Here is a 23,281-nt window from a genome sequence, read left to right as displayed (position 1 = left end):
CATTGTATAAGGCGCCTTTATGGCGCCTTTTTTATTTCACTATTTTGGTGCACTTGAACCAAGTTAGCTCACAAGACACCGTTACACCATATTTAACTTGTTGTTTTAATTAAAATATATTAACGGCATGACGATTGCTTGCTTACTAAAAGAATAAGAGTAATTAAAGGGCTATTTATGTGGTTGATCATAGCTGCTATTATTTCACTATTAACGATTGGATATATCACTTGGAAAACAAATAAAAATAACACCCAATTACAACTACAATTTGATCAAATAATGCAGCTCAGAGAACTGATACAATTTATTCGTTATCACCGCCGCTATTGCCATCAAAAAATTATAAGTAACAATATGGATAATAAGATCCATGAATCTGTTAAGCGTAAAAGGCATGCTTTAAAACAAACACTCTCAATATTAATTTATCAAGCTGACACCAATCACAAACCGATGTTTCGGATATTGAGACAAGAAATACAGCGTTTATTTACAGATTGTCCTCACTACTCTTTACAGCGCAGCCAAGCCGTACATGGCAGAATTATTCGACACATTATGTATCTGATTGATGATGTTATTAGTTCTAGCTTGCTTACAGCCGAAAAAGACACCACTTTCGAACATTATCAAACCACTTGGCCTATTACATTAAATTCACTGGATAGTTTAAATAGATTCCGCTGGACGATTGAACACTGTCCTTTAGAAAGCAAAAGCTATGCGCGCGAGTTAGAAATGCATGTAAAAATGATCCAACGAAGGCTTGGGCAGATATCGATGATAAGCCAACAGACGCCACCTGTTTGGCCTATTGAAAAGCTCCTACAAAAATTTCATGAAATACAATTTCATAACCAAGATAAAAATAAACTTAAAGAAGAGCTTTATCTTTATTCAATTCAGATCTCAGACACTATTTTCCAGTTCTTCGATCTTATTATCAATGATATTGCTGATGATCTTGCTATAACAGTTCCAAACATAACGACATGTGCCATTAATTTTGATCACAACAAGCAGACATAAAAAAACCCAGCACGATGGCTGGGTTTTCAAACGACAAATCAGTGATTAACCGATGTGAGTCATACCGTTCATGTACTTACGAAGTACTTCAGGGATCTCGATACGACCGTCAGCCTGCTGATTATTTTCTAAAATAGCAACCATTGTACGACCAACAGCAAGACCAGAACCGTTTAATGTGTGTAGAAGCTCAGGCTTCTTCTCACCTTTACGACGGAAACGTGCTTGCATACGACGAGCTTGGAAATCCCACATGTTAGAACAAGAAGAAATTTCACGGTACGTTTCTTGAGCAGGAACCCATACTTCAAGATCATAGGTTTTACATGAGCCAAAGCCCATATCGCCAGTACAAAGAACCACTTTACGGTATGGAAGCTCTAGAAGCTGTAGTACTTTCTCAGCGTGACCTGTTAACTCTTCTAGTGCAGCCATTGAATCTTCAGGTTTCGTAATTTGTACAAGCTCAACTTTATCGAACTGGTGCATACGAATAAGGCCACGAGTATCACGACCGTAAGAACCTGCTTCAGAACGGAAGCATGGTGTATGTGCCGTCATCTTAACAGGAAGATCCGCTTCATCAGTGATGGTATCACGCATCATGTTTGTTACAGGTACTTCAGCTGTTGGGATCAATGATAGAACGCGAGGTTCTTCATCATTTACTTTTTCAGTTAAAGGCTGTGTATGGAACAAGTCTTCACCGAACTTCGGAAGCTGACCTGTGCCAAATAAGCTATCTGCATTTACTAGGTACGGTACATACATTTCTGTGTAGCCGTGCTCTTCGGTATGAAGATCAAGCATAAACTGTGCAATTGCACGGTGTAAGCGCGCAAATTGACCTTTCATAACGATAAAGCGTGCGCCGGTAATTTTTACAGCACTCGCAAAATCAAGACCACCCGCCATTTCACCCAGATCTACGTGATCTTTCACATCGAAGTCATAAGCTTTTGGCTCACCCCAACGAGAAATTTCTACGTTTTCAGACTCGTCTTTACCAACAGGTACAGAATCATCTGGGATGTTTGGTACAGATTGTGTAATAACATCAAGCTCCGCTTGTAACTCAGCTAACGCTTTTTTCGCGTCATCAAGCTCAGAACCTAGGTTACCCACTTCAGCCATAATACGCTCGGCTTCTTCGTGATCACCTTTCGCTTTTGCCTGACCAATCGACTTCGATCGCGAGTTACGTTGAGCTTGAAGCTCTTCTGTCTTCACTTGAAGGGATTTACGCTTCTCTTCAAGGTTACGTAAAGTTTCTACATCAAGGTTAAAACCACGACGCGCGAGTTTTTCAGCTGTTTCATCCAGCTCTGTTCGAAGTAATTTAGAATCTAGCATGCTAATCCTGTGCTCTTAATATTCTGAAATGCACGTTATTTAGACGATTTTTATCAAAATAGTCTGTAATTAGGAAGGCAGTTCTCACATGGAACTGCCAGTCGTTTAACGATACCCAAAAAGCCTTATTATTGGTAGCGCTTTAACGGGCTTTTTGCATCTAATGAAGCAAGATAATCCAACTTTTCGGATATTTTCATTTCTAAACCACGGTTTGATGGTTGGTAATAAACCCGATCACGGATTTCACGCGGTAGATACACTTCACCTGCCGCATAAGCCCCTGCTTCATCATGGGCATAACGATATCCTTCACCATAACCTAATTCTTTCATTAACTTGGTCGGCGCATTACGTAAATGATGAGGGACTTCAAAATCGGGAAATTCGCGCGCATCAGCTTTGGCAAGATTAAACGCCACATAAACCGCATTACTTTTCGCCGCACAAGCTAAGTACACAATCGCTTGTGCTATAGCTCGCTCACCTTCATAAGCGCCAACACGGGTGTAACAGTCCCACGCAGAAACCGCGACTTGCATCGCACGAGGATCAGCATTACCAATATCTTCTGAAGCAATAGCTAATAGGCGACGAGCCACATATAGCGGATCACAGCCTGCTTGGAGCATACGTGCAAACCAATACAAAGCACCATCAGGATTAGAACCTCGAATTGATTTATGCACCGCTGAGATCATGTCGTACCAAAGATCACCTTTGTTATCAAAGCGCGCAACCTTTTCGCCTGTGACTTCCGCCAATAATTCGACCGTTATTTGCTTAATGCCTTCATCATCTTCTTCAGCCATATCAATAAGCTGCTCAAGATAATTTAAAGACATACGCGCGTCACCACGAACAAACTCAGCTAATTTTTCTTTAATATCATCCGCAAAGTGTAAATTCGTTTCAGTTACCCCTCGCTCTTTATCCGTTAATGCTTGTTCAATCACTTGCAAGATCTCATCATCCTCAAGTGACTTTAACTTATAAACTCGAGCGCGAGAGAGTAATGCATTATTAAGCTCAAACGATGGGTTTTCCGTCGTTGCACCAATAAATGTTACAGTACCGTCTTCAATATGCGGTAAAAACGCATCTTGCTGACTTTTATTAAAACGATGCACCTCATCAACAAATAAAATAGTGCGACGTCCCGCCATTTTATTGTCACGAGCCTTATCAATTGCAGCTCGAATATCTTTAATACCAGATGTTACAGCAGACACACGCTCTACTTCAGCGTTGGCATAATGTGCAGCGACTTCTGCTAATGTCGTTTTTCCTGTACCCGGTGGCCCCCACAAAATCATTGAATGTAGTTGCCCGCCTTCTAAGGCTCGACGTAAGGGTTTTCCTTGCCCCAAAATATGTTGCTGACCGATATATTCTTCTACTGTTCGAGGTCGCATTCTTGCGGCTAGCGGCCTGAAATCAGAAGAAAAATCAAGGCTGAAGTTATTCAAAATAACCACTCCCATAAACAGAAAAAGGTGGCTAACAGCCACCTATACAATTTAGATAAACAATACATACACGCTAACTCATAGCATCATATCGATTGTTTTTTCATTGACGTTGGTCATCCAGTTCTACCCCTTTCGGTGGCGTAAACTTAAATAAGTCTGCTGCTGGTGTAGTACGTGTAAATTTAGATAATGTGTAGTTACTGCGTTGCCCGTCACTCTCAACTACAGAGAAATTACGCACTTGACCATCTTTAGATACTGTCACGATAAACTCTTTCATCGAAGAGGTTTTATCTTTCGGCGTTAAGGTAAAAGTATCTACTAATTGCTTCACATTATAACGCGACCAGTCTTTTTCATTATTACGTGTTAACAAAACAAACGGTGTTTGTTCTGTTGCATCTTTTAGCCACATTGCCGTGACCTGTTCAACGAATGGGCTGTAATACCATACTGTTTTACCATCGGAGACTAACAAGCTTGCATCCGGTGTTTTAGTATCCCAACGGAATAAATTAGGGCGCTTAATGGATAAATCGCCAGTCCCATCAACCAATATTTCACCGTCAGGACTTATCACTTTCTGAGTAAAGTTAGCACTAAAGGCATTAACTTTATCAAGTCGGCTACTTAATGCTTGTTGTGGCGTAGCCCAAGCACTTGTTGTTGCAAGCATTGGAACGGCAACTAATATACTTAGCCATAACTTTTTCATCATATTCGCTTACCTCTATTAAAGTAAACCGCCGAACATACTATGCGCAGCGGTTTAAATTACGCTATAAATTTACTGACAGCAAGGTGTCGGTTTATTCATTAATCGTGGATCTGTACTGGCGCAGGTGCTAGTACTTCTCGGTTTGAATTGTGCCCCGGTGGACTAACAATGCCATGCGCTTCTAATTGCTCAACAATTCGCGCTGCGCGGTTATAACCAATTTTAAACCGGCGCTGAACACCCGATACTGATGCGCGACGCGTTTCAGTGACAAATGCAGCTACTTCATCAAACAGTTGATCGATATCATCATCACCACCAGTGGATGTTTCACCCGGCAATAGACTTTCTGAACCTTGGTCTGAGCTTAGAATACTATCTATATATTGTGGTTTACCACGCGCTTTCCAATCATTCACCACGTTATGTACATCATCATCCGATGCAAATGCACCGTGAACACGTGTTGTATGGCTTTGACCTGGTGGTAAGTACAGCATATCACCCATACCAAGCAAGGATTCTGCACCACCTTGATCAAGAATGGTACGTGAATCTGTTTTGGTCGATACCGTAAATGCCATACGCGTAGGAATATTTGCTTTAATTAAGCCGGTAATAACATCTACAGATGGGCGCTGAGTAGCAAGTACTAAGTGGATACCTGCCGCACGTGCCTTTTGAGCGAGACGCGCGATAAGCTCTTCAACTTTCTTACCAACAACCATCATTAAGTCAGCAAATTCATCGATGATAACCACAATACTCGGCATTTTTTCAAGTAATGGTGGGTATTCATCCATGGTATCGCCTGGCTGCCATAATGGATCATGAATAGGGAAACCCGCCGCTGCCGCTTCCTCTAACTTATCGTTGAAGCCCGCTAGGTTACGTACTCCACATTTCGCCATGAGCTTATAACGACGTTCCATTTCCCCAACACACCAACGCAAGGCATTGCCGGCATCTTTCATGTCAGTTACGACTTCCGTTAATAGATGCGGTATACCTTCATAAATAGATAATTCCAACATCTTTGGATCGATCATAATAAAGCGACAATCTTCCGGCTTACACTTGTATAGTAAGCTCAAGATCATGACGTTTACACCAACTGATTTACCCGATCCCGTCGTACCCGCAACCAGTAAGTGAGGCATTTTACTTAGATCAGCCACAACAGCTTCACCAGCGATATCGCTACCTAAAACAATCGGTAATGGACCATCCATATTCTGAAAACGCTCACTGGCGACCACTTCAGACATGTATACCGTTTCTCGACCTTTGTTCGGCAGTTCTAAACCAATATATGGTTTACCCGGAATAGCCTCAACGACACGTACAGCCATCACAGACAACGCACGCGCTAAGTCTTTTGCTAAACCAGAGATGCGACTGACTTTCACACCTGGCGCTAAATCTAATTCAAAGCGGGTAATAACTGGCCCCGGATAAATCCCTTTCACCTGCGCTTTAATTTTATAATCAACTAACTTAGATTCAATTAACGCAGCTGTCGCTTGCAGCTCTTCTTCAGAAGCAGGCTCCACAGTGCGACGCGCTGGTTGCAATAAATCTAATGTCGGCATTGGTGACGTTGGCGCCGGAAGATCAACTTCTGTTTGCATTAAAAACGGATTATCTAATCCAGCCAAATGCGCTTGTTCTTTTTGTAAATCACGAATATTTTGTAAAAACGCTTCCTGATCGGCTTTTTCTTTTTGTTCTGGTGTTAACGCTACCGCTTCACCACGCTCTAGTTCAGACATACCATCTTGCACACCAATTTCAATATCACTTCCAGGAACTGGCTGTGATGTTGTTGGTTGTGGAGCGACAACTTGCGACGCTACTGGTGTTGTCTGTTGAACAGCCATAGATTCTTCAGCTTGACTTAGTTCAGCAACATTCTGCTGTGAAGAATGATAAGCAGGAGCAGCAGTTACTGCTGATTCAGCCGCTTCAATTGCACTTTGCGTATACTCATCCACTGGAACAGTAAAATCTTCATTTTTATCCAGTTCACGTTCTAAATCCTCAATCGAAAGACCACGAGGCTGAGTAGCTGGCTGCTGAACTGTCTCTTGTTGCTGTTGAACAGGCTGACTTACCACAGGTTGTTGAACAGCTGCTTGTGGTTGTACCACTGGCTGACTTACAACAGGTTGTTGAACAGCAGTTTGCGGTTGTGCCACTGGCTGACTTACAACAGGTTGTTGAACAGCTGGTTGCGGTTGTGCCGCGGGCTGACTTACAACAGGTTGTTGAACAGCAGTTTGCGGTTGTACCACTGGCTGACTTACAACAGGTTGTTGAACAGCTGGTTGCGGTTGTGCCGCGGGCGGGCTGACAACAGGTTCACTCGTTTCTAACAACGGGTCACGTGTCACATCAGAATTCGGTCGAACAATCTTATAAGGTGAAGATTCGACTTCTTTTGCATTATTATCTAGTGGTTCGTTATTAACATAAGATGATAATAACGGGTCATCTTCATCATCAACGTCACTTATGTGTGCCATGTAAGGCATTTCTGATTCATCAGGGATTTCGGTTGCAAAAGGTCGCATAACCTCATGTTTATCTGAGCGGAATTTATTTAAAAACCATGTTAACGAAGCAAGCGTCTTCTCACCTAATGTATCAACAATTGATATCCATGAAATACCCGAGAACAATGTAAAGCCAATAGCCCAAATAAACATTAATACTAATGTTGTACCAAGCACATTAAGCAATGGCATAGAGATGTTTGAAACAACATCTCCCACGACTCCACCCGATGAAAAGTACCAAATATCGTCAAAGTTTAAATCAGCAAGACCACAGCTAGTTAATAGCAATAAAATTAGACCTAAAAGACGAGTGCCGTAAACCATATAATCGTGAGATAAACTTTTTGAACGGCGACGAAATAAATAATAGCCAAGTAAGACTATTAAGGCAGGAAAAACATAGGCTAATGAACCAAAACTGAAGAAGAATGTATCAGCCACTAAAGCGCCAAACGCGCCAGCTTTATTCTGAACAACCCCTTCCCAAGCAGTTTGTGACCATGATGGATCTGCAGGGTTAAATGTTACCAATGCCACCATAATATAAATAGCAGCTAAAATACTGATGATTAAAAAACCTTCAACAATGCGTTGTGTACCTGACAAACGCATCTGGGACAGTTTTTTACCTTTAATTTTCCTCAAGGATAACTCCGATGTCTCTATAAAACTCAAAATTTTGCCAGAAATCTAAGACATTCATCGAATAATACTAATATCTATAGCCAAATGCGCTATAAAGTTTAGCTAAATATAAGAAATACAATGTCATTGTCTCAATGCCACTATTCTATACTAAATGCGTGCATTGTCTGTGTACCGAAAAAGCTTTTAGTGAAAAATTTTCTCTCGCCCCAGATAATAAGGTACAGATAGCTATTTTAGACGCCCAATAGATAAAAAAATTCATCACTATGTCAATTTGATTCACTTTTTGTCCAATTAACCACCACTATGAATAAATTAACATATCGTACAAACAAAACGAGCGGCTAAATAGCCGCTCGTTTATTTATTCTGCTTATACTCAGAAATACACTTATCGTGTTTTAATCACTAGATTATTTGACTGTTTAACTTCTTCCATTACAACGTACGTACGCGTGTCATTTACACCCGGTAGACGCAACAAGGTTTCACCAAGAAGCTTACGGTATGCTGACATATCAGATACACGTGTTTTTAATAAGTAGTCAAAATCACCAGAAACAAGATGACATTCTTGAATATCTTCAAGCTCTTGAACTGATTTATTGAACTGTTCAAATACATCTGGTGCACCGCGATTTAGTGTGATTTCTACAAACACTAATAATGAAGCATCAAGAAACTGTGGGTTAAGCAATGCAGTATAACCACTGATATAACCTTGACGCTCTAAACGACGTACACGCTCAAGACAAGGTGTTGGGGATAAACCAACGCGCTTTGATAGCTCAACATTTGAAATTCTGCCGTCTTTTTGAAGTTCATTCAAAATATTACGGTCAATGCGATCCAATTCCTTGGATGGTTTCTTTTTGGTATCTACCATTTTTTATTCCACCTTCTTACTTCCTTGCAAAAAAATATACTACATTTTATCTATTTTTAGAATCAAATAAGCCAAAAGTCAAAATTAATGATCAATAATCACCTATAAATTGACATGTAACCTAGACAAATTGACTGCTTAACATTATTTTCATGGCAGTTTGAGCTTTATAATTCACTACCCGCTCATGTTCCTTGCACAATATTGCCAGCTAAAGTCTTGCCGCATGCTAAAAATTGAATATTTATCACCCGCCTATCCTATAATTTCAGGTGCGCATCATTATGTAGTTATAGAAATTTTTACCAGATAAGAAATGATTGTCAAAGTAAAACAGCAGTAAAATTCGTATTAATCACTACGAAAACGCATAAAAAACACCTAAAACATGTATCTTTGACTCCATTCTATTTGCGACAAAGAGCATTATCATATGAATAATTAACCATATAAAAACACCTAATATCTAGTCGACCATTTTTTAATCAAGGTTTCTTTGCTAACGTTCTTTCTTTTATTCTCAATAAAAAACAATAAAATTATCATTAAAAATCAAACGATTAAAAACAAATTATGCATCAACCTGTACATTCGACATAGCTAACGCGGTTAAATATAAAACAATTGATAATAAAAAAATGACGCGATAAAAATATAATCTGATTTTTCAATTTTATGTTTTTTACTTATTCATTTTCTTTCGTATTTTTTTGTGACCTATGTAACGTTTTATTTATTAACCTCTTTGTCTTTACTTAACGTTTTTTTTTCATATATAACGACAAATTAGCAATAACCTATTCTTAATTCGACTCTTCCTTTACGTCTGCAATTTACCTACAATCAATTCTCAATAACAATAATCTCATTCAGCCTGGAGAAGAAATGAGTAACGTAAAACATTGTGAACTGCTCATCCTTGGTTCTGGTCCTGCGGGCTACACCGCTGCAGTATATGCAGCACGTGCAAATTTAAACCCTGTGATGATCACTGGTATGCAGCAAGGCGGTCAATTAACTACGACGACAGAAGTGGAAAACTGGCCTGGAGATGCTGATGATCTCACCGGTCCTGCGCTAATGGATCGCATGAAAGCACACGCAGAAAAATTCAATACGGAAATTATTACCGACTACATTGTTGAAACGGATTTCAGCCAACGTCCTTTTTTATTAAAAGGTGAAAGCAATACTTACACGTGTAATGCGCTAATTATCTCAACAGGCGCTTCAGCAAAATACATTGGCTTAGAATCAGAGGAAGCATTTAAAGGCCGTGGCGTTTCTGCATGTGCGACTTGTGACGGTTTCTTTTATCGCAGTCAAAAAGTAGCAGTTGTCGGTGGCGGTAATACAGCTGTTGAAGAGGCGCTTTATCTATCAAATATCGCCTCTGAAGTTCACCTTATCCACCGTCGTGATTCTTTCCGTTCAGAAAAAATTCTGATTGATCGTCTCATGGATAAAGTCGCTAATGGCAATATCATACTGCATACAGATCGTACTTTAGACGAAGTACTTGGTGATGATATGGGGGTTACTGGTCTTCGTCTTAAAGATACTCATTCTAACGCCACTGAAGAGTTAGAGGTTATGGGTGTGTTCATTGCAATTGGCCACCAGCCAAATACCGCTATTTTTGAAGGTCAATTAGACATGGAAAATGGCTATATTAAAGTGCAGTCAGGCTTAAATGGTAATGCAACACAGACAAGCATTGAAGGCATTTTTGCAGCTGGTGACGTTATGGATCATAACTACCGCCAAGCAATTACCTCTGCAGGAACTGGTTGTATGGCTGCGCTTGATGCAGAACGTTACCTTGACGCCCAATAATCAGTAAACGTCCAAACCGCCACTCATGAAGTCGCGGTTTGTTTATCTCATAGTTAAATGTATGCTCACCATTTAACTATGAGCTACCCACCGTTAATACCGTAATGAAACCCTTATATGGATAAACAATTACATCGCGATTTAACCAAATGGCTTAAATCCCAAAGCAAGTTAGCAAAACGCTGGCTTATGCTAAGTATTGGATTAGGCTTTTTGTCTGGTTTACTGCTTGTTGGACAAGCAGCATTACTTGCAAGTATTCTGCATCAACTGATTATTGAACATACTGATAAATACTCTCTTATTAATCAATTTATTGGTTTATTTGTTATTATCGGTTTGCGTTCCCTATGTAGTTGGGGAAGAGAAATTTTTGGTTACCGTTGCGGCGAACAAATACGGTTACATATACGCCAATTAATTCTTAACCGCTTACAAAACTTAGGCCCCGCTTATATTAAAGGGAAACCTGCTGGCACATGGGCAAGTCTTGTTCTTGAGCAAGTAGAAGAAATGCAAGATTTCTTTGCTCGCTATCTACCCCAGATGTCACTATCCGTTCTTATTCCTGTCGTTATTTTATTTGTCGTTTTCCCCTTAAACTGGGCAGCGGGGTTAATATTCTTACTCACCGCACCACTTGTTCCTTTATTTATGGCACTGGTTGGCTTAGGTGCTGCAGATGCTAACCGCCGAAATTTTAAGGCATTACAACGCTTATCTGGTCACTTTTACGACCGTCTTCAAGGGCTATCTACCCTGCGTTTATTTGATCGTGCAGAGGCTGAAGCAGAGAACCTGAATGCCGCTTCACACGTACTTCGTAAACGAACAATGGAAGTCCTTCGTCTTGCTTTCTTATCTTCAGCAGTATTAGAGTTCTTCTCTGCTATTTCTGTTGCTATTGTTGCGGTTTACTTCGGTTTTGCTTTTATCGGTGAATTAAATTTCGGTAACTACGGTATCCCTATTACTTTATTTACTGGTTTGTTCATTCTGGTTCTTGCGCCCGAGTTTTACCAACCGCTACGTGATCTTGGTACTTTCTATCATGCCAAGGCACAAGCTATTGGTGCGGCAGAATCTATCGTTGAGTTTCTAAATATTGAAGCAGACGAAATGACGGATGGCACTAAAACATTAACAACGCCAGAGAAAATACAAATATCAGTGACCGAATTAGAAGTATTAAGTCCTGAAGGTCAAAAGCTTGCAGGTCCACTGACATTTGATATTAATGCCAATGAGCATGTGGCATTGGTTGGCCCTAGTGGTGCAGGTAAAACCAGTTTATTAAACGCCTTATTGGGGTTCCTACCCTATCGCGGCAGTATAAAAGTTAATGGGATTGAATTGAAAGAGCTTAACCACAGTGAATGGCGTCAAGCGATTAGCTGGGTTGGTCAAAACCCGTTACTTGTTCACGGTACGATTTATGAAAACATCACATTAGGTGATCAATTCGCGGAACAAGCCAAAGTAACTCAAGTAGCAAAAGAAGCTTACGCTGACGAATTCATTAATCGCTTAGAAAAAGGTTATCAACATCATGTTGGTGATCGTTCCGGTGGTTTATCTGTAGGTCAAGCGCAGCGTATTGCTGTTGCTCGCGCCATGTTACAACAAGGTGCGTTTTGGATTTTAGATGAGCCCACAGCCAGCCTTGATGCTAACAGTGAACGCTTAGTCCTTGAAAGTTTAGGTCGTGCTGTTGAGCAACACACCACATTGATGGTTAGCCACCGTTTAGATCAACTACATGCTATGGATCGTGTTCTTGTAATGGAGAATGGCAAACTTGTTCAAAACGGTTCGTTCGTAGAAATCAGTCAACATGGCTTACTGGCAGATATGCTAAGCCATACAGATAAGAGGGATCTCGATGCGTGATTTAATCCCTTACCTAAAACTTTACCGTAAGCACTGGTTTGGCTTAACACTCGGTATGCTCTTAGGTTTAGCTACAATTCTTGCCGCTATTAGTCTATTAACCCTATCCGGCTGGTTTATTGCCGCTTCTGCTGTTGCGGGTTTAACCATAGCGAGAGAAACATTCAACTACATGTTACCAGGGGCTGGGGTTCGTGGTTTCTCTATGGCTCGTACCGCAGGGCGCTGGGGGGAACGCGTTGTTAGCCACAATGCAACGTTTAAGCTCCTTGCTGATCTACGTTTATTTTTCTTTAGGAAACTCACACCACTGATCCCTGGCCGTCAAGCGAACCTACGTGATGCTGATTTGCTGAACCGTTTAGTTGCTGATGTTGATGCGATGGATCACATCTATCTAAGATTGGTTAGTCCTTTAGTGATTGGCGTATTAGGTATCGCTGCAATTACCGCATTTTTATCATGGTTTGATCCAACGATTGGCTTAACGCTTGGTGGGATATTGCTCTCATTAATGTTTATATTGCCTATTTTGTTTTACCACTTAGGTAAACGTAACGGTGAGCAACTGACAGTTGCAAAAGCGAACTACCGTGTAAAACTACTAGATTGGTTGCAAGGCCATGCAGAACTCTTGCTTTTTAATGCAGAACCTCGTTACCGCCAACAAGCAGAAGCAGAGCAAGACCAACTGCTTGCAGCTCAACGCAAAATGGCGAGTTTAACAGGCTTAGCGAATGGTATGTTGATGGCAGCCACAGGCTGGACCTTAGTGGTCATTCTGTGGATTGCTGCTGATGGTATTGGTGGCCATGCGCCCGATCCATTTGTAGCTATGGTCGCATTTGCAACCATGGCAAGCTTTGAGATGATGATGCCAGTTGCTGGTGCTTTCCAATACCTAGGGCAAACCATAACGTCAGCAAAACGCTTAAATGAAATCATTGAAGCGACACCTGATACGATCTTTGATCCAAACGGTTACCACGGTGATGCACAAGGTGAGCTAAAGATTGAAAATGTCAGCTACACCTATTACGGTAGCACTCAGACTGTTGTGAAGAATGTATCAATAGACTTAAAACAAGGTGAAAAACTGGCATTACTAGGGCGAACAGGTTGTGGTAAATCAACCTTACTTCAACTGCTCACGCGTAGTTGGGATCCTCAACAAGGTCAAATTTCCATTGATGGCAAACCACTTCCAACATGGAGTGAAAGTGCTCTACGTAAAGCAATTACCGTGGTTAGCCAACGTGTTGATATCTTCAATGGTTCATTACGTGAAAACCTTGTGTTAGCAAAACCCAACGGCACTGATGCTGAATTTACCGAGGCATTAATTCAAGTCGGCCTATCAACCCTACTTGAAGAGAAAGGATTAGATACTTGGTTAGGTGAAGGTGGACGTCAAATCTCTGGTGGTGAAAGACGCCGCTTAGGTATCGCTCGCGCACTACTTCATGATGCGCCTATCCTACTAATGGATGAGCCAACAGAAGGTCTTGATCGCCGAACTGAGCAGCAAATATTAGCCTTGTTACTCGAACATGCAAAAGATAAAACCGTACTCTTTATCACCCACCGATTAGTGGGACTCGATCAAATGGATCAAATCTGTTTAATGGATGAAGGTGAGATCATCGAACGCGGTAAACACCAAGCATTACTGGCACAAAACGGTCGTTATGCAGAATTGTGTAATCGTATCTAAGTACTGTAATAGCTAAAATAAATAAAGGCGATATCTGACTGTATCGCCTTTTTATTATCTGTCTCATCTCACCATCAACTGCGATATAATCATTTAAGATTTACCACTACTATCAGTAAAGTATGACTATTTATTTACCAGAGATCGATAGCAGCACTTACCAGTTTCCTCACCCGTCAAACGCCTTATCAGAACCTAATGGGTTACTGGCAATGGGAGGTGATCTCAGCCCCAAACGCTTACAAACCGCCTATCGTGAAGGTATTTTCCCTTGGTTTTCTGAAGGTGAACCTCTTCTTTGGTGGAGCCCTACTCCTCGTGGCGTTTTTTATCCACATGCCTTTATGCCAAGTAAGAGCCTGAAAAAATTTTTCCGTAAATCAGGCTATACCGTTACGATGAACAAGGCATGCCATGATGTGATTCGCCACTGTGCAAGTTGCCGAGGGCCTGAACAAACCTGGATCACCGAAGAAATGATTTCAGCCTATCAAAGACTACATACCTTAGGTATTTGTCATTCCGTAGAAGTTTGGTCTAATGAAAAACTAGTCGGCGGTTTTTATGGTATTGAAATAGGAACTGTTTTTTGTGGTGAATCGATGTTTTCATTGGCGGATAATGCATCTAAAATTGCATTATGGCAGTTTTGTCGTTATTTCTCTGAGCTTGGCGGTACATTAATTGATTGCCAGATGATGAACCCACATCTTGAATCCTTAGGCGCAGAAACCTTTGAGCGTTCGCAATTTTTAGACCATCTTTACCAGCAGCGAGATATTCTACTGCCAGTAGAAACCTACCTTTCTCACGTTTTACCGATTGCACAGGCCTAACCAATGGATCAGTTATCACTACAAATCGGTCTAACACCTGAATCTAATTGCAGCTACTTACCTAATGAAACGGAGCGATTAGGGGTAGTTATAGAGCCACAGTGGCTATCACCCGAAGGCTACGACTTATTGATAGCCTCAGGTTACCGCCGCAGTAGTCGCGCCATTTACAAACCTATGTGTGCTGCTTGTTCAGCTTGTACACCTTTACGTATTGATTGCCAAGGATTCACACCATCAAGAAGTCAAAAGCGTCAGCAAGCTCAAATGCGAAAGCTGCGCTTCGAGTTTAAAACAGAGCTAGATGAAAACTGGTTTGTATTATATGAAAAATACATCCGCCTTCGTCATTCCACAGGATCCATGTTTCCAGCCAATAAAGAACAATTTTTTGAGTTTGTCACTGCCCCTTGGATGGCAACCGCATTTTTGCATGTTTATGAAGATGACAAACTTATCGCCATTGCTGTAACAGATGTATTCCCTGATGCATTAAGCGCAGTGTATAGCTTTTTTGAACCAGAGCACTCCCTCTCTCTCGGAACCTTATGTGTACTTTTTCAAATAGAGTTCTGTCGCCAATCAAAGCGTCAATGGCTATACCCTGGGTTTCAAATTGATGCTTGTAAGGCAATGAATTACAAAACACGTTTTGTCCCTCATCAAAAACTTATCGATGGTATATGGCAGTAAGTTTGCTTAAATCTAAAGCAATACAAACTGAACACATCAAACAAAAGTCAATTTACGTAGAAAATACGTATTAATCGCGAACAAAAGCTGACAAAGACAACTGGCAAGGGTAAAATTACCACCTAAACTTTACACTTAAACAGTTTCGAGGCATTATCCAGCCCGATCAAGATGAATGGCTGGTAGCCTAAGAGGATTCAATGGCAAAAGAAGACGTAATTGAAATGGCAGGTACTGTACTAGATACACTACCTAATACAATGTTCCGTGTTGAGCTGGAAAACGGTCACGTAGTTACTGCTCACATCTCTGGTAAAATGCGTAAAAACTACATCCGTATTCTTACTGGTGACAAAGTAACTGTGGAACTGACTCCTTACGATCTAACTAAAGGTCGCATCGTCTTCCGCGCACGTTAATTTTCTTTCAAAATTAACGATGCAGTGAAACCCAGCTAAATGCTGGGTTTTATTTTATCTATCAAATAATCTTTTTGCGTAGATAAAAAAACGCCGCAGACTTAGTAGCCTGCGGCGTTCTAGTTTTATCGCATTTCATCACTAATGCGCAGGTTCCATCTCACTACTGAATTGGAAATCAAGCTCATCATTGATAAAGTCAACACGTACAGAACCACCATTCACTAAACAACCAAACAGTAATTCATTCGCCAGCGGCTTTTTCAAGTTATCTTGAATTACACGCGCCATCGGACGAGCACCCATTGATTTATCGTAACCTTTATCTGACATCCAGTTACGTGCACGCTCAGAGACTTCCATCGATACACCACGCGCATCAAGTTGGGCTTGCAGTTCAACAATAAACTTATCTACCACTTGACCAATAACATCTTTCTCTAGGTGGTTAAACCAAATGATATTGTCTAAACGATTTCTGAATTCCGGTGTAAATACACGTTTGATTTCAGTCATCGCATCATGGCTATGATCTTGTTGAATAAGGCCAATCGATTTACGTACTGTCTCGGTCACACCCGCATTGGTCGTCATAACAAAAATCACGTTACGGAAATCCGCTTTACGACCATTGTTATCTGTTAACGTACCGTTATCCATTACTTGTAGTAGTAGATTAAATACATCAGGGTGCGCTTTTTCAATCTCATCCAGTAGCACTACTGAATGTGGATTTTTGATCACGGCGTCCGTTAATAAACCACCTTGGTCATAACCCACATAACCAGGAGGAGCACCGATTAAACGGCTAACAGTATGACGCTCCATGTACTCTGACATATCAAAACGTAATAGTTCAATGCCTAGCGTACGTGCAAGTTGTACGGTCACTTCTGTTTTACCAACACCAGTAGGGCCTGCAAACAAGAAAGAACCAACAGGTTTATTCTCAGCACCTAAGCCTGCACGACTGAGCTTAATGGCCTCTGTGAGTACATCAATGGCGTTATCTTGACCAAAGACTAGCATCTTCAGTTTGTCATCAAGATGCTGAAGTACATCTCGATCGCTTGATGAAATCGACTTCTCAGGGATACGTGCCATCTTTGCAATCATAGCTTCAATATCACCCACGTTCACCGTTTTCTTACGGCGATTAGCTGGAGCGAGACGACAACGAGCTCCCGCTTCATCAATCACATCAATCGCCTTATCTGGTAAATGGCGCTCATTGATGTATTTAGCTGAAAGCTCTACCGCTGCACGAATTGCTTTATTGGTAAAACGTACTTCATGGTGCGCTTCATATTTCGGCTTCAAGCCCATTAATATCTTGGTTGTATCATCAAGAGATGGTTCAATCACATCAATCTTTTGGAAGCGGCGTGAAAGTGCACGCTCTTTCTCAAAAATATTGCTGTACTCTTGGTACGTGGTTGATCCCATACAACGTAACTTGCCACTACTTAGCAACGGCTTAATTAAATTTGCAGCATCAACTTGACCACCTGATGCCGCACCCGCACCGATAATAGTGTGGATCTCATCGATAAATAGCACTGCATGATCTTCTTTTTCTAACTGCTTTAAAATTCCTTTAAAACGTTTTTCAAAGTCACCACGATACTTAGTTCCCGCGAGTAGCGAGCCAATATCCAGGGAATAGATCACGCAATCTTTGATAATTTCTGGCACCTGTCCTTCAACAATACGCCATGCTAACCCTTCTGCTATCGCTGTTTTACCGACCCCAGCTTCACCAACCAGTAATGGGTTATTTTTACGACGACGGCATAACACTTGAACGGTGCGTTCCAGCTCTTTATCTCGCCCGATCAATGGATCAATACCGCCCGCTTTTGCAAGCTGATTAAGGTTAGTTGCAAAGTTCTCAAGCTTATCTTCAGAATTTGCTTCTGCGCGCTGCTCTTCGTTATTTCCCATATCTGATGAATTAACATCATCGTTGTCACTGTCTTTTACAGTGCCGTGAGAGATAAAGTTAACGACATCTAGACGACTAATATCACTTTTCTTAAGTAGGTAAGCGGCGTGAGATTCTTGCTCACTAAAAATAGCAACAAGAACATTAGCACCCGTAACTTCACTACGTCCGGATGATTGAACATGGAAAACTGCACGTTGTAAGACACGCTGGAAACTTAGCGTAGGTTGTGTTTCACGGCTTTCGTCATCAACCGGAATTAATGGCGTAGTTTGTTCAATAAAGGAATCAAGTTCACGACGCAATTGGTCTAAATCAGCGCGGCACGCTAATAAAGCCTCTTGAGCTGCTACATTTTCTAATAGAGCCATCAATAGATGTTCTACAGTCATAAACTCATGGCGCTTTTCTCGCGCACGGGCGAATGCACCGTTTAGGCTCGCTTCAAGTTCTTTGTTTAGCATAAGGCACCTCCCCTAAAAACCACTAAAAATGGCGTGCCGGAAAAAGATTATGCTTTTTCCATAGTACACAACAGCGGATGTTCATGTTCGCGTGCGTACATCATTACTTGCGCTACTTTTGTTTCTGCTACCTCTGCCGTGAAAGTTCCGCAAATAGCTTTGCCTTCATAATGTACAGCTAGCATTAACTGAGCAGCTTTCTCCAGATCCATGGAGAAGAAAGTTTGTAACACTTCTATCACAAAATCCATCGGTGTGTAATCATCATTATTCAAAATTACTTTGTACATCGATGGTGGCTTAACCTGAATCTCTTCCTCTTCTAAAATATCGGAGTCAGGGCTAATCCATTCGTATAACTTACTCATAGTTTCATCTTAGTTCATTAGTTCACAAGCTGGCTATAGAGAAGCCAACAAAAAAGATTTTATCAAAATGTTACAAAGAACACTTGACTGACTTGCTCTTTTTACTAAAGTGTTACCTGTAGTAGATATAATCTGCATCAAAACGCATTAGTATGCAAATATTCAAATGTATTGGTATATAGCTAATGCCAAATGGAAGTTGAATGCAAGAGGGATGTAATAGCATGGCAACAGGTACAGTGAAATGGTTCAATAACGCCAAAGGCTTTGGTTTCATCTGCCCTGAGGATGGAGAAGATGATATCTTCGCCCACTACTCTACAATCCAGATGGAAGGATATAGAACACTTAAGGCGGGACAACAAGTTAACTATGAAGTGCAAACAGGCCCCAAAGGCTATCATGCTAGCGAAATCATCCTCGCTGAAGGTGATGAAGCTAAGTAATCTTGTATCTACCACATTGTGTATAATAAAGGTGAGTTTCTCTCGCCTTTAATTTTTAGTCCCTTCTATCTCAACATCTACCGCATTATTAACAGACAATAATAATAATGTGTTTACTTGTCTATGATCCAATGCCTCAATGGACATTAAAAGTACACCCACCACATGGTTATTCGCTAATCTTGTTCTGTACCAGAGAAATATACCAACATATTATGAATAAAAAGTGCATGACTAAAAAAGCACTCCCCACCGCTCAAATACAAACATATTTTTAACAATTTTTCTGCTCTGTTTTCATCATATGCGAAATAATCAGCGATGAAAACCATTGACTCATAGCCAAATATCACCTTTGAGAAGTTAAGCACGAACCATTACTCTGAATGCCTAACAAGCAGACAAACTGTGTTTTTTGCATACAAAAAAGCCCAGCAGTGCTGGGCTCATATCTATATGTAATGATTAAATTACATTTGTTCAATCATATCATCAGCAAATTCAGAACACTTACGTAATGTTGCGCCATCCATTAGACGCTCGAAATCATAAGTCACTGTTTTGTTGCTAATCGCAGCTTCCATTGAACTAATAATTAGATCTGCAGCTTCAACCCAACCTAGGTGACGCAGCATCATTTCTGCAGAAAGGATAAGTGAACCAGGGTTTACTTTATCCTGACCTGCGTACTTAGGTGCAGTACCGTGCGTTGCTTCAAATAATGCAATGCCATCACCAATGTTTGCGCCAGGTGCGATACCAATACCACCAACCTGTGCTGCAAGTGCATCAGAAACGTAATCACCGTTTAGGTTCATCGTTGCAATAACATCGTATTCAGCAGGGCGAAGTAGGATTTGTTGCAAGAATGCATCAGCAATACAATCTTTAACGATGATTTCTTTACCCGTATTTGGATTCTTTAGAGTCATCCATGGGCCACCATCAAGTAGTTCAGCACCGAACTCTTGTAGCGCAACTTCGTAACCCCAATCTTTGAAGGCACCTTCGGTGAACTTCATGATGTTACCTTTGTGTACCAACGTTAGTGAGTCACGATCGTTATCGATTGTGTATTGAATTGCAGCACGAACTAAACGCTTAGTGCCTTCTTCAGATACAGGCTTGATACCTACACCACATTGTTGTGGGAAACGGATTTTAGTTGCACCCATTTCTTCTTGTAGGAATTTAATTACTTTATCCGCTTCAGCAGTGCCCGCTTGGAATTCAACACCCGCATAGATATCTTCAGAGTTTTCACGGTAAATAACCATGTCAGTTAGCTCTGGTTGCTTAAGTGGGCTTGGAACACCATCAAAGTAACGAACAGGACGAGCACAGATGTATAAATCTAGCTCTTGACGTAATGCTACATTCAGTGAGCGAATACCACCGCCGACAGGTGTTGTCAGTGGGCCTTTGATCGCTACTTTATATTCACGGATAAAGTCTAATGTTTCTTGAGGTAACCAAGCATCTTCACCGTAAATCTGTGTAGACTTTTCACCTGTGTAGATTTCCATCCACTCAATTTTACGATCGCCAGCGTAGGCTTTCTTTACAGCTGCATCGACAACTTTAATCATTGCAGGGCTTACATCAACACCAATACCATCACCTTCAATGTAAGGAATGACTGGGTTGTTAGGAACGACCAATTTACCATCAGAATCTAGGGTAATTTTCTGACCTTCAACTGGTACAACTACTTTACTATCCATTTTAATCTCCTAGCGTCCATTTGTTATCTTTTTGTAAGATGCGAGCAAATCATACTTGAAATTTTAACGGTACGCCAATTGTGTTATTTTCACGTATAATAGACCTGTCTATACTACAAATCTCCATTACGGCAGTATTTATGAAGCCAAATACCATGATTCGTCAACCTAAACGTGCCAATAATGAGCGCAGGGCATCAAGAAAATTAAATAAACCGAAGCGAGCTCGCGGTCCACAAAAGATCATTTTATTTAACAAACCCTTTAACACTTTGACCCAGTTTTCTGGTGAACCGGGTGACAGTACACTTGCAGACTTTATTCCAGTAAAAGATGTTTACCCTGCTGGACGCTTAGATAAAGACAGTGAAGGTTTGTTAGTTTTAACCAATGATGGTGTGTTACAAGCTAGGTTAACGCAGCCCAAATCAAAGCAAGCAAAAGTGTATTGGGTACAAGTTGAAGGCGCACCAACAGAAGCTAATCTGCAAGCTTTACGTGATGGCGTAGAATTAAAAGACGGCATGACACTGCCTGCAGGTGTTGAAGTCATTGAATCACCAATGGTATGGGATCGTAATCCCCCCATTCGCGAACGTAAAAACATTCCAACGACATGGCTTGCTATTACACTAAAAGAAGGGCGTAATCGCCAAGTTCGCCGTATGACCGCGCATATCGGCCATCCAACATTACGCCTAATTCGCCATCAAATGGCACAATGGACGGTCAATGATCTTGCACCTGGTGAGTGGCGAGAGGTCACATTAGCCACCAGTGAACAATTGTAAACGCTGCTATTTATCTGTGTGATTGTTTCTTCTCTCAAATCACACAGATTACCAACTAAAATGTAAAACACTCTTTCTCTTCAAAAAAACTACACATTCATCACTATATCTATTATTATCGACCTAAATAGCAAACGTTTGCGCAACTAGAAAAACAGTCTACTTATACTTTATATTCACGGCTTATTTGGCTATTACCCATTGTATTAGTAGTAATTTTTTAATTTCAGCAATGATACAAGACAGCGCATTGCGCTATGTCACTTATTTATTGAAGTGTGATTCTGCTCTCGATCTGTTTCAGCTCAATGCTTTCTGTTAGAATTACGCTCTTAACACTAAATTAGCGACTGAAGAGAAATATGTCAGATAACAGCCAAAAGAAAGTCATTGTCGGCATGTCCGGCGGCGTAGATTCATCGGTATCCGCTTACCTACTCCTTCAACAGGGTTATCAAGTTGAAGGCTTATTTATGAAAAACTGGGAAGAAGACGATAACGACGAATACTGCTCTGCTGCAGAAGATCTCGCTGATGCACAAGCTGTATGTGACAAGCTGGGTATTCCTCTGCACACCATTAACTTTGCAGCAGAATACTGGGATAACGTTTTCGAGTACTTCCTAGCTGAATACAAAGCCGGTCGTACACCAAACCCAGATATTCTATGTAATAAGGAAATCAAATTTAAGGCATTCCTTGAATTTGCAGACGAAGTACTTGAAGCTGATTACATTGCTATGGGTCACTACACCCGTCGTAGCTTCCCGACAGCGGAAGGCGATAAACCACAAATGTTACGTGGTGTAGATAATAACAAAGACCAAAGCTACTTCTTGTACACCTTAAGTCACGAGCAGATCGCACGTAGCTTATTCCCTGTTGGTGAACTCGAGAAACCAGAAGTTCGTCGCATTGCAGAAGAGCAAGGCTTAATTACAGCGAAGAAAAAAGATTCAACAGGTATCTGTTTTATCGGTGAGCGTAAATTCACTGAGTTCTTAGGCAAATATCTACCCGCTCAGCCAGGTAAAATTGTTACCGCTGACGAAGGGAAAGAAATTGGTGAACACCAAGGCTTGATGTACCACACTCTAGGCCAACGTAAAGGCTTACATATTGGTGGTCAAAAAGGTGGTAATGGTCACGAAGATGCATGGTATGTGGTTGATAAAGATGTTAAAAACAACCTATTGATTGTTGGCCAAGGCAAAGATCACCCGCGCCTAAAGTCAAACGGTTTAATTGCGAAGCAATTGCACTGGGTTGATCGTCAACCAATTCGTGAAACAATGGCTTGTACGGTGAAAACACGTTACCGCCAGCAAGACATTCCTTGCACCATCATTCCTGTGGATGATGAAACCATTAAAGTGATTTTTGATGAGCCTCAAATTGCAGTTACTCCAGGTCAATCCGCGGTATTTTACAACGGTGAAATCTGCCTAGGTGGCGGCATTATTGAAGAGCGAATTTAAAGGAGTTTCA

General features: G+C 41.0%; 18 protein-coding genes. 10 read left to right on the top strand and 8 right to left on the bottom strand.

The genetic code is table 11. The features are described from left to right. Positions 1–138 precede the first annotated feature (138 nt). Positions 139–1,032: a hypothetical protein gene (locus tag C9J46_RS02270; RefSeq protein ID WP_233217615.1), complete on the top strand. Its 894-nt coding sequence runs from the start codon at positions 139–141 to the stop codon at positions 1,030–1,032. 45 nt (positions 1,033–1,077) lie between these two features. On the opposite strand, the gene serS is transcribed toward C9J46_RS02270, so the two are convergent. From serS to lrp, 5 genes are all read right to left on the bottom strand, one after another. After that, positions 1,078–2,385 carry a serine--tRNA ligase gene (serS, locus tag C9J46_RS02265; protein WP_107206177.1) on the bottom strand — a complete coding sequence of 436 codons (1,308 nt, stop codon included), beginning with the start codon at positions 2,383–2,385 and terminating at the stop codon, positions 1,078–1,080. A 128-nt stretch (positions 2,386–2,513) separates the two neighbouring features. Beyond that, the gene (locus tag C9J46_RS02260) at positions 2,514–3,869 is read right to left on the bottom strand and encodes a replication-associated recombination protein A (protein ID WP_279615362.1); all 1,356 of its coding nucleotides are present in this window, start codon (positions 3,867–3,869) and stop codon (positions 2,514–2,516) included. 88 nt (positions 3,870–3,957) lie between these two features. Then, a complete protein-coding gene (gene lolA, locus C9J46_RS02255; protein ID WP_107206176.1) occupies positions 3,958–4,575 on the bottom strand; it encodes an outer membrane lipoprotein chaperone LolA in 618 nt (205 codons plus the stop codon). A 98-nt stretch (positions 4,576–4,673) separates the two neighbouring features. Beyond that, a complete protein-coding gene (locus tag C9J46_RS02250; RefSeq protein ID WP_107290496.1) occupies positions 4,674–7,745 on the bottom strand; it encodes a DNA translocase FtsK 4TM domain-containing protein in 3,072 nt (1,023 codons plus the stop codon). 427 nt (positions 7,746–8,172) lie between these two features. Continuing rightward, positions 8,173–8,667 (bottom strand): leucine-responsive transcriptional regulator Lrp, encoded by a 495-nt coding sequence (gene lrp / locus C9J46_RS02245; RefSeq protein WP_005368765.1) that lies wholly within the window; start codon positions 8,665–8,667, stop codon positions 8,173–8,175. An 885-nt stretch (positions 8,668–9,552) separates the two neighbouring features. Here lrp and trxB point away from each other — a divergent pair. From trxB to infA, 6 genes are all read left to right on the top strand, one after another. After that, positions 9,553–10,503, top strand: a complete 951-nt coding sequence (gene trxB / locus C9J46_RS02240) for a thioredoxin-disulfide reductase (protein ID WP_107206174.1) — start codon at positions 9,553–9,555, stop codon at positions 10,501–10,503. A 117-nt stretch (positions 10,504–10,620) separates the two neighbouring features. Further along, the gene (cydD, locus tag C9J46_RS02235) at positions 10,621–12,393 is read left to right on the top strand and encodes a cysteine/glutathione ABC transporter permease/ATP-binding protein CydD (protein WP_107259657.1); all 1,773 of its coding nucleotides are present in this window, start codon (positions 10,621–10,623) and stop codon (positions 12,391–12,393) included. Then, the gene (gene cydC, locus C9J46_RS02230) at positions 12,386–14,107 is read left to right on the top strand and encodes a cysteine/glutathione ABC transporter ATP-binding protein/permease CydC (protein WP_107206172.1); all 1,722 of its coding nucleotides are present in this window, start codon (positions 12,386–12,388) and stop codon (positions 14,105–14,107) included. The genes cydD and cydC overlap by 8 nt, the downstream gene beginning before the upstream one ends. A 122-nt stretch (positions 14,108–14,229) precedes the next feature. Then, the gene (gene aat, locus C9J46_RS02225) at positions 14,230–14,943 is read left to right on the top strand and encodes a leucyl/phenylalanyl-tRNA--protein transferase (RefSeq protein ID WP_107290495.1); all 714 of its coding nucleotides are present in this window, start codon (positions 14,230–14,232) and stop codon (positions 14,941–14,943) included. Between the two features lie 3 nt (positions 14,944–14,946). Next, positions 14,947–15,636, top strand: a complete 690-nt coding sequence (locus tag C9J46_RS02220) for an arginyltransferase (protein WP_107290494.1) — start codon at positions 14,947–14,949, stop codon at positions 15,634–15,636. 200 nt (positions 15,637–15,836) lie between these two features. Then, entirely contained in the window at positions 15,837–16,055 is a 219-nt protein-coding gene (gene infA / locus C9J46_RS02215) for a translation initiation factor IF-1 (RefSeq protein WP_005368778.1), read from the top strand. 141 nt (positions 16,056–16,196) lie between these two features. Here infA and clpA read toward each other — a convergent pair whose 3' ends face one another. Next, entirely contained in the window at positions 16,197–18,464 is a 2,268-nt protein-coding gene (gene clpA / locus C9J46_RS02210) for an ATP-dependent Clp protease ATP-binding subunit ClpA (protein ID WP_105059833.1), read from the bottom strand. A 47-nt stretch (positions 18,465–18,511) separates the two neighbouring features. Continuing rightward, positions 18,512–18,832, bottom strand: a complete 321-nt coding sequence (gene clpS / locus C9J46_RS02205; protein WP_006646582.1) for an ATP-dependent Clp protease adapter ClpS — start codon at positions 18,830–18,832, stop codon at positions 18,512–18,514. 224 nt (positions 18,833–19,056) lie between these two features. Here clpS and cspD point away from each other — a divergent pair, with 224 nt between their 5' ends. Then, positions 19,057–19,278 carry a cold shock domain-containing protein CspD gene (gene cspD / locus C9J46_RS02200; RefSeq protein ID WP_005368784.1) on the top strand — a complete coding sequence of 74 codons (222 nt, stop codon included), beginning with the start codon at positions 19,057–19,059 and terminating at the stop codon, positions 19,276–19,278. Positions 19,279–19,748: 470 nt separating this feature from the next. On the opposite strand, the gene icd is transcribed toward cspD, so the two are convergent. Continuing rightward, complete coding sequence (icd, locus tag C9J46_RS02195; RefSeq protein WP_107206169.1) at positions 19,749–21,002, bottom strand: NADP-dependent isocitrate dehydrogenase; 1,254 nt, start codon at positions 21,000–21,002, stop codon at positions 19,749–19,751. A gap of 140 nt (positions 21,003–21,142) precedes the next feature. On the opposite strand from icd, the gene C9J46_RS02190 reads away from it, so the two are divergent. Continuing rightward, complete coding sequence (locus tag C9J46_RS02190) at positions 21,143–21,793, top strand: pseudouridine synthase (RefSeq protein ID WP_107206168.1); 651 nt, start codon at positions 21,143–21,145, stop codon at positions 21,791–21,793. A 362-nt stretch (positions 21,794–22,155) separates the two neighbouring features. Beyond that, positions 22,156–23,271 carry a tRNA 2-thiouridine(34) synthase MnmA gene (gene mnmA / locus C9J46_RS02185; RefSeq protein ID WP_107206167.1) on the top strand — a complete coding sequence of 372 codons (1,116 nt, stop codon included), beginning with the start codon at positions 22,156–22,158 and terminating at the stop codon, positions 23,269–23,271. Positions 23,272–23,281 lie beyond the last annotated feature (10 nt).

The sequence above is a fragment of the Photobacterium sp. GB-36 genome (genome assembly GCF_003026135.1).
In the GTDB taxonomy this organism is placed as follows: domain Bacteria; phylum Pseudomonadota; class Gammaproteobacteria; order Enterobacterales; family Vibrionaceae; genus Photobacterium.
Note: the sequence above shows the minus strand (reverse complement) of the source record. Positions and strands in the feature narration are given on the sequence as shown.

Coding starts and splice junctions, on each gene's coding strand:
- serS (WP_107206177.1), bottom strand. CDS start 2,385: ATGCTAGATTCTAAATTACTTCGAACAGAGCTGGATGAAACAGCTGAA.
- C9J46_RS02260 (WP_279615362.1), bottom strand. CDS start 3,869: ATGGGAGTGGTTATTTTGAATAACTTCAGCCTTGATTTTTCTTCTGAT.
- lolA (WP_107206176.1), bottom strand. CDS start 4,575: ATGATGAAAAAGTTATGGCTAAGTATATTAGTTGCCGTTCCAATGCTT.
- C9J46_RS02250 (WP_107290496.1), bottom strand. CDS start 7,745: ATGCGTTTGTCAGGTACACAACGCATTGTTGAAGGTTTTTTAATCATC.
- lrp (WP_005368765.1), bottom strand. CDS start 8,667: ATGGTAGATACCAAAAAGAAACCATCCAAGGAATTGGATCGCATTGAC.
- trxB (WP_107206174.1), top strand. CDS start 9,553: ATGAGTAACGTAAAACATTGTGAACTGCTCATCCTTGGTTCTGGTCCT.
- cydD (WP_107259657.1), top strand. CDS start 10,621: ATGGATAAACAATTACATCGCGATTTAACCAAATGGCTTAAATCCCAA.
- cydC (WP_107206172.1), top strand. CDS start 12,386: ATGCGTGATTTAATCCCTTACCTAAAACTTTACCGTAAGCACTGGTTT.
- aat (WP_107290495.1), top strand. CDS start 14,230: ATGACTATTTATTTACCAGAGATCGATAGCAGCACTTACCAGTTTCCT.
- C9J46_RS02220 (WP_107290494.1), top strand. CDS start 14,947: ATGGATCAGTTATCACTACAAATCGGTCTAACACCTGAATCTAATTGC.
- infA (WP_005368778.1), top strand. CDS start 15,837: ATGGCAAAAGAAGACGTAATTGAAATGGCAGGTACTGTACTAGATACA.
- clpA (WP_105059833.1), bottom strand. CDS start 18,464: ATGCTAAACAAAGAACTTGAAGCGAGCCTAAACGGTGCATTCGCCCGT.
- clpS (WP_006646582.1), bottom strand. CDS start 18,832: ATGAGTAAGTTATACGAATGGATTAGCCCTGACTCCGATATTTTAGAA.
- cspD (WP_005368784.1), top strand. CDS start 19,057: ATGGCAACAGGTACAGTGAAATGGTTCAATAACGCCAAAGGCTTTGGT.
- icd (WP_107206169.1), bottom strand. CDS start 21,002: ATGGATAGTAAAGTAGTTGTACCAGTTGAAGGTCAGAAAATTACCCTA.
- C9J46_RS02190 (WP_107206168.1), top strand. CDS start 21,143: ATGAAGCCAAATACCATGATTCGTCAACCTAAACGTGCCAATAATGAG.
- mnmA (WP_107206167.1), top strand. CDS start 22,156: ATGTCAGATAACAGCCAAAAGAAAGTCATTGTCGGCATGTCCGGCGGC.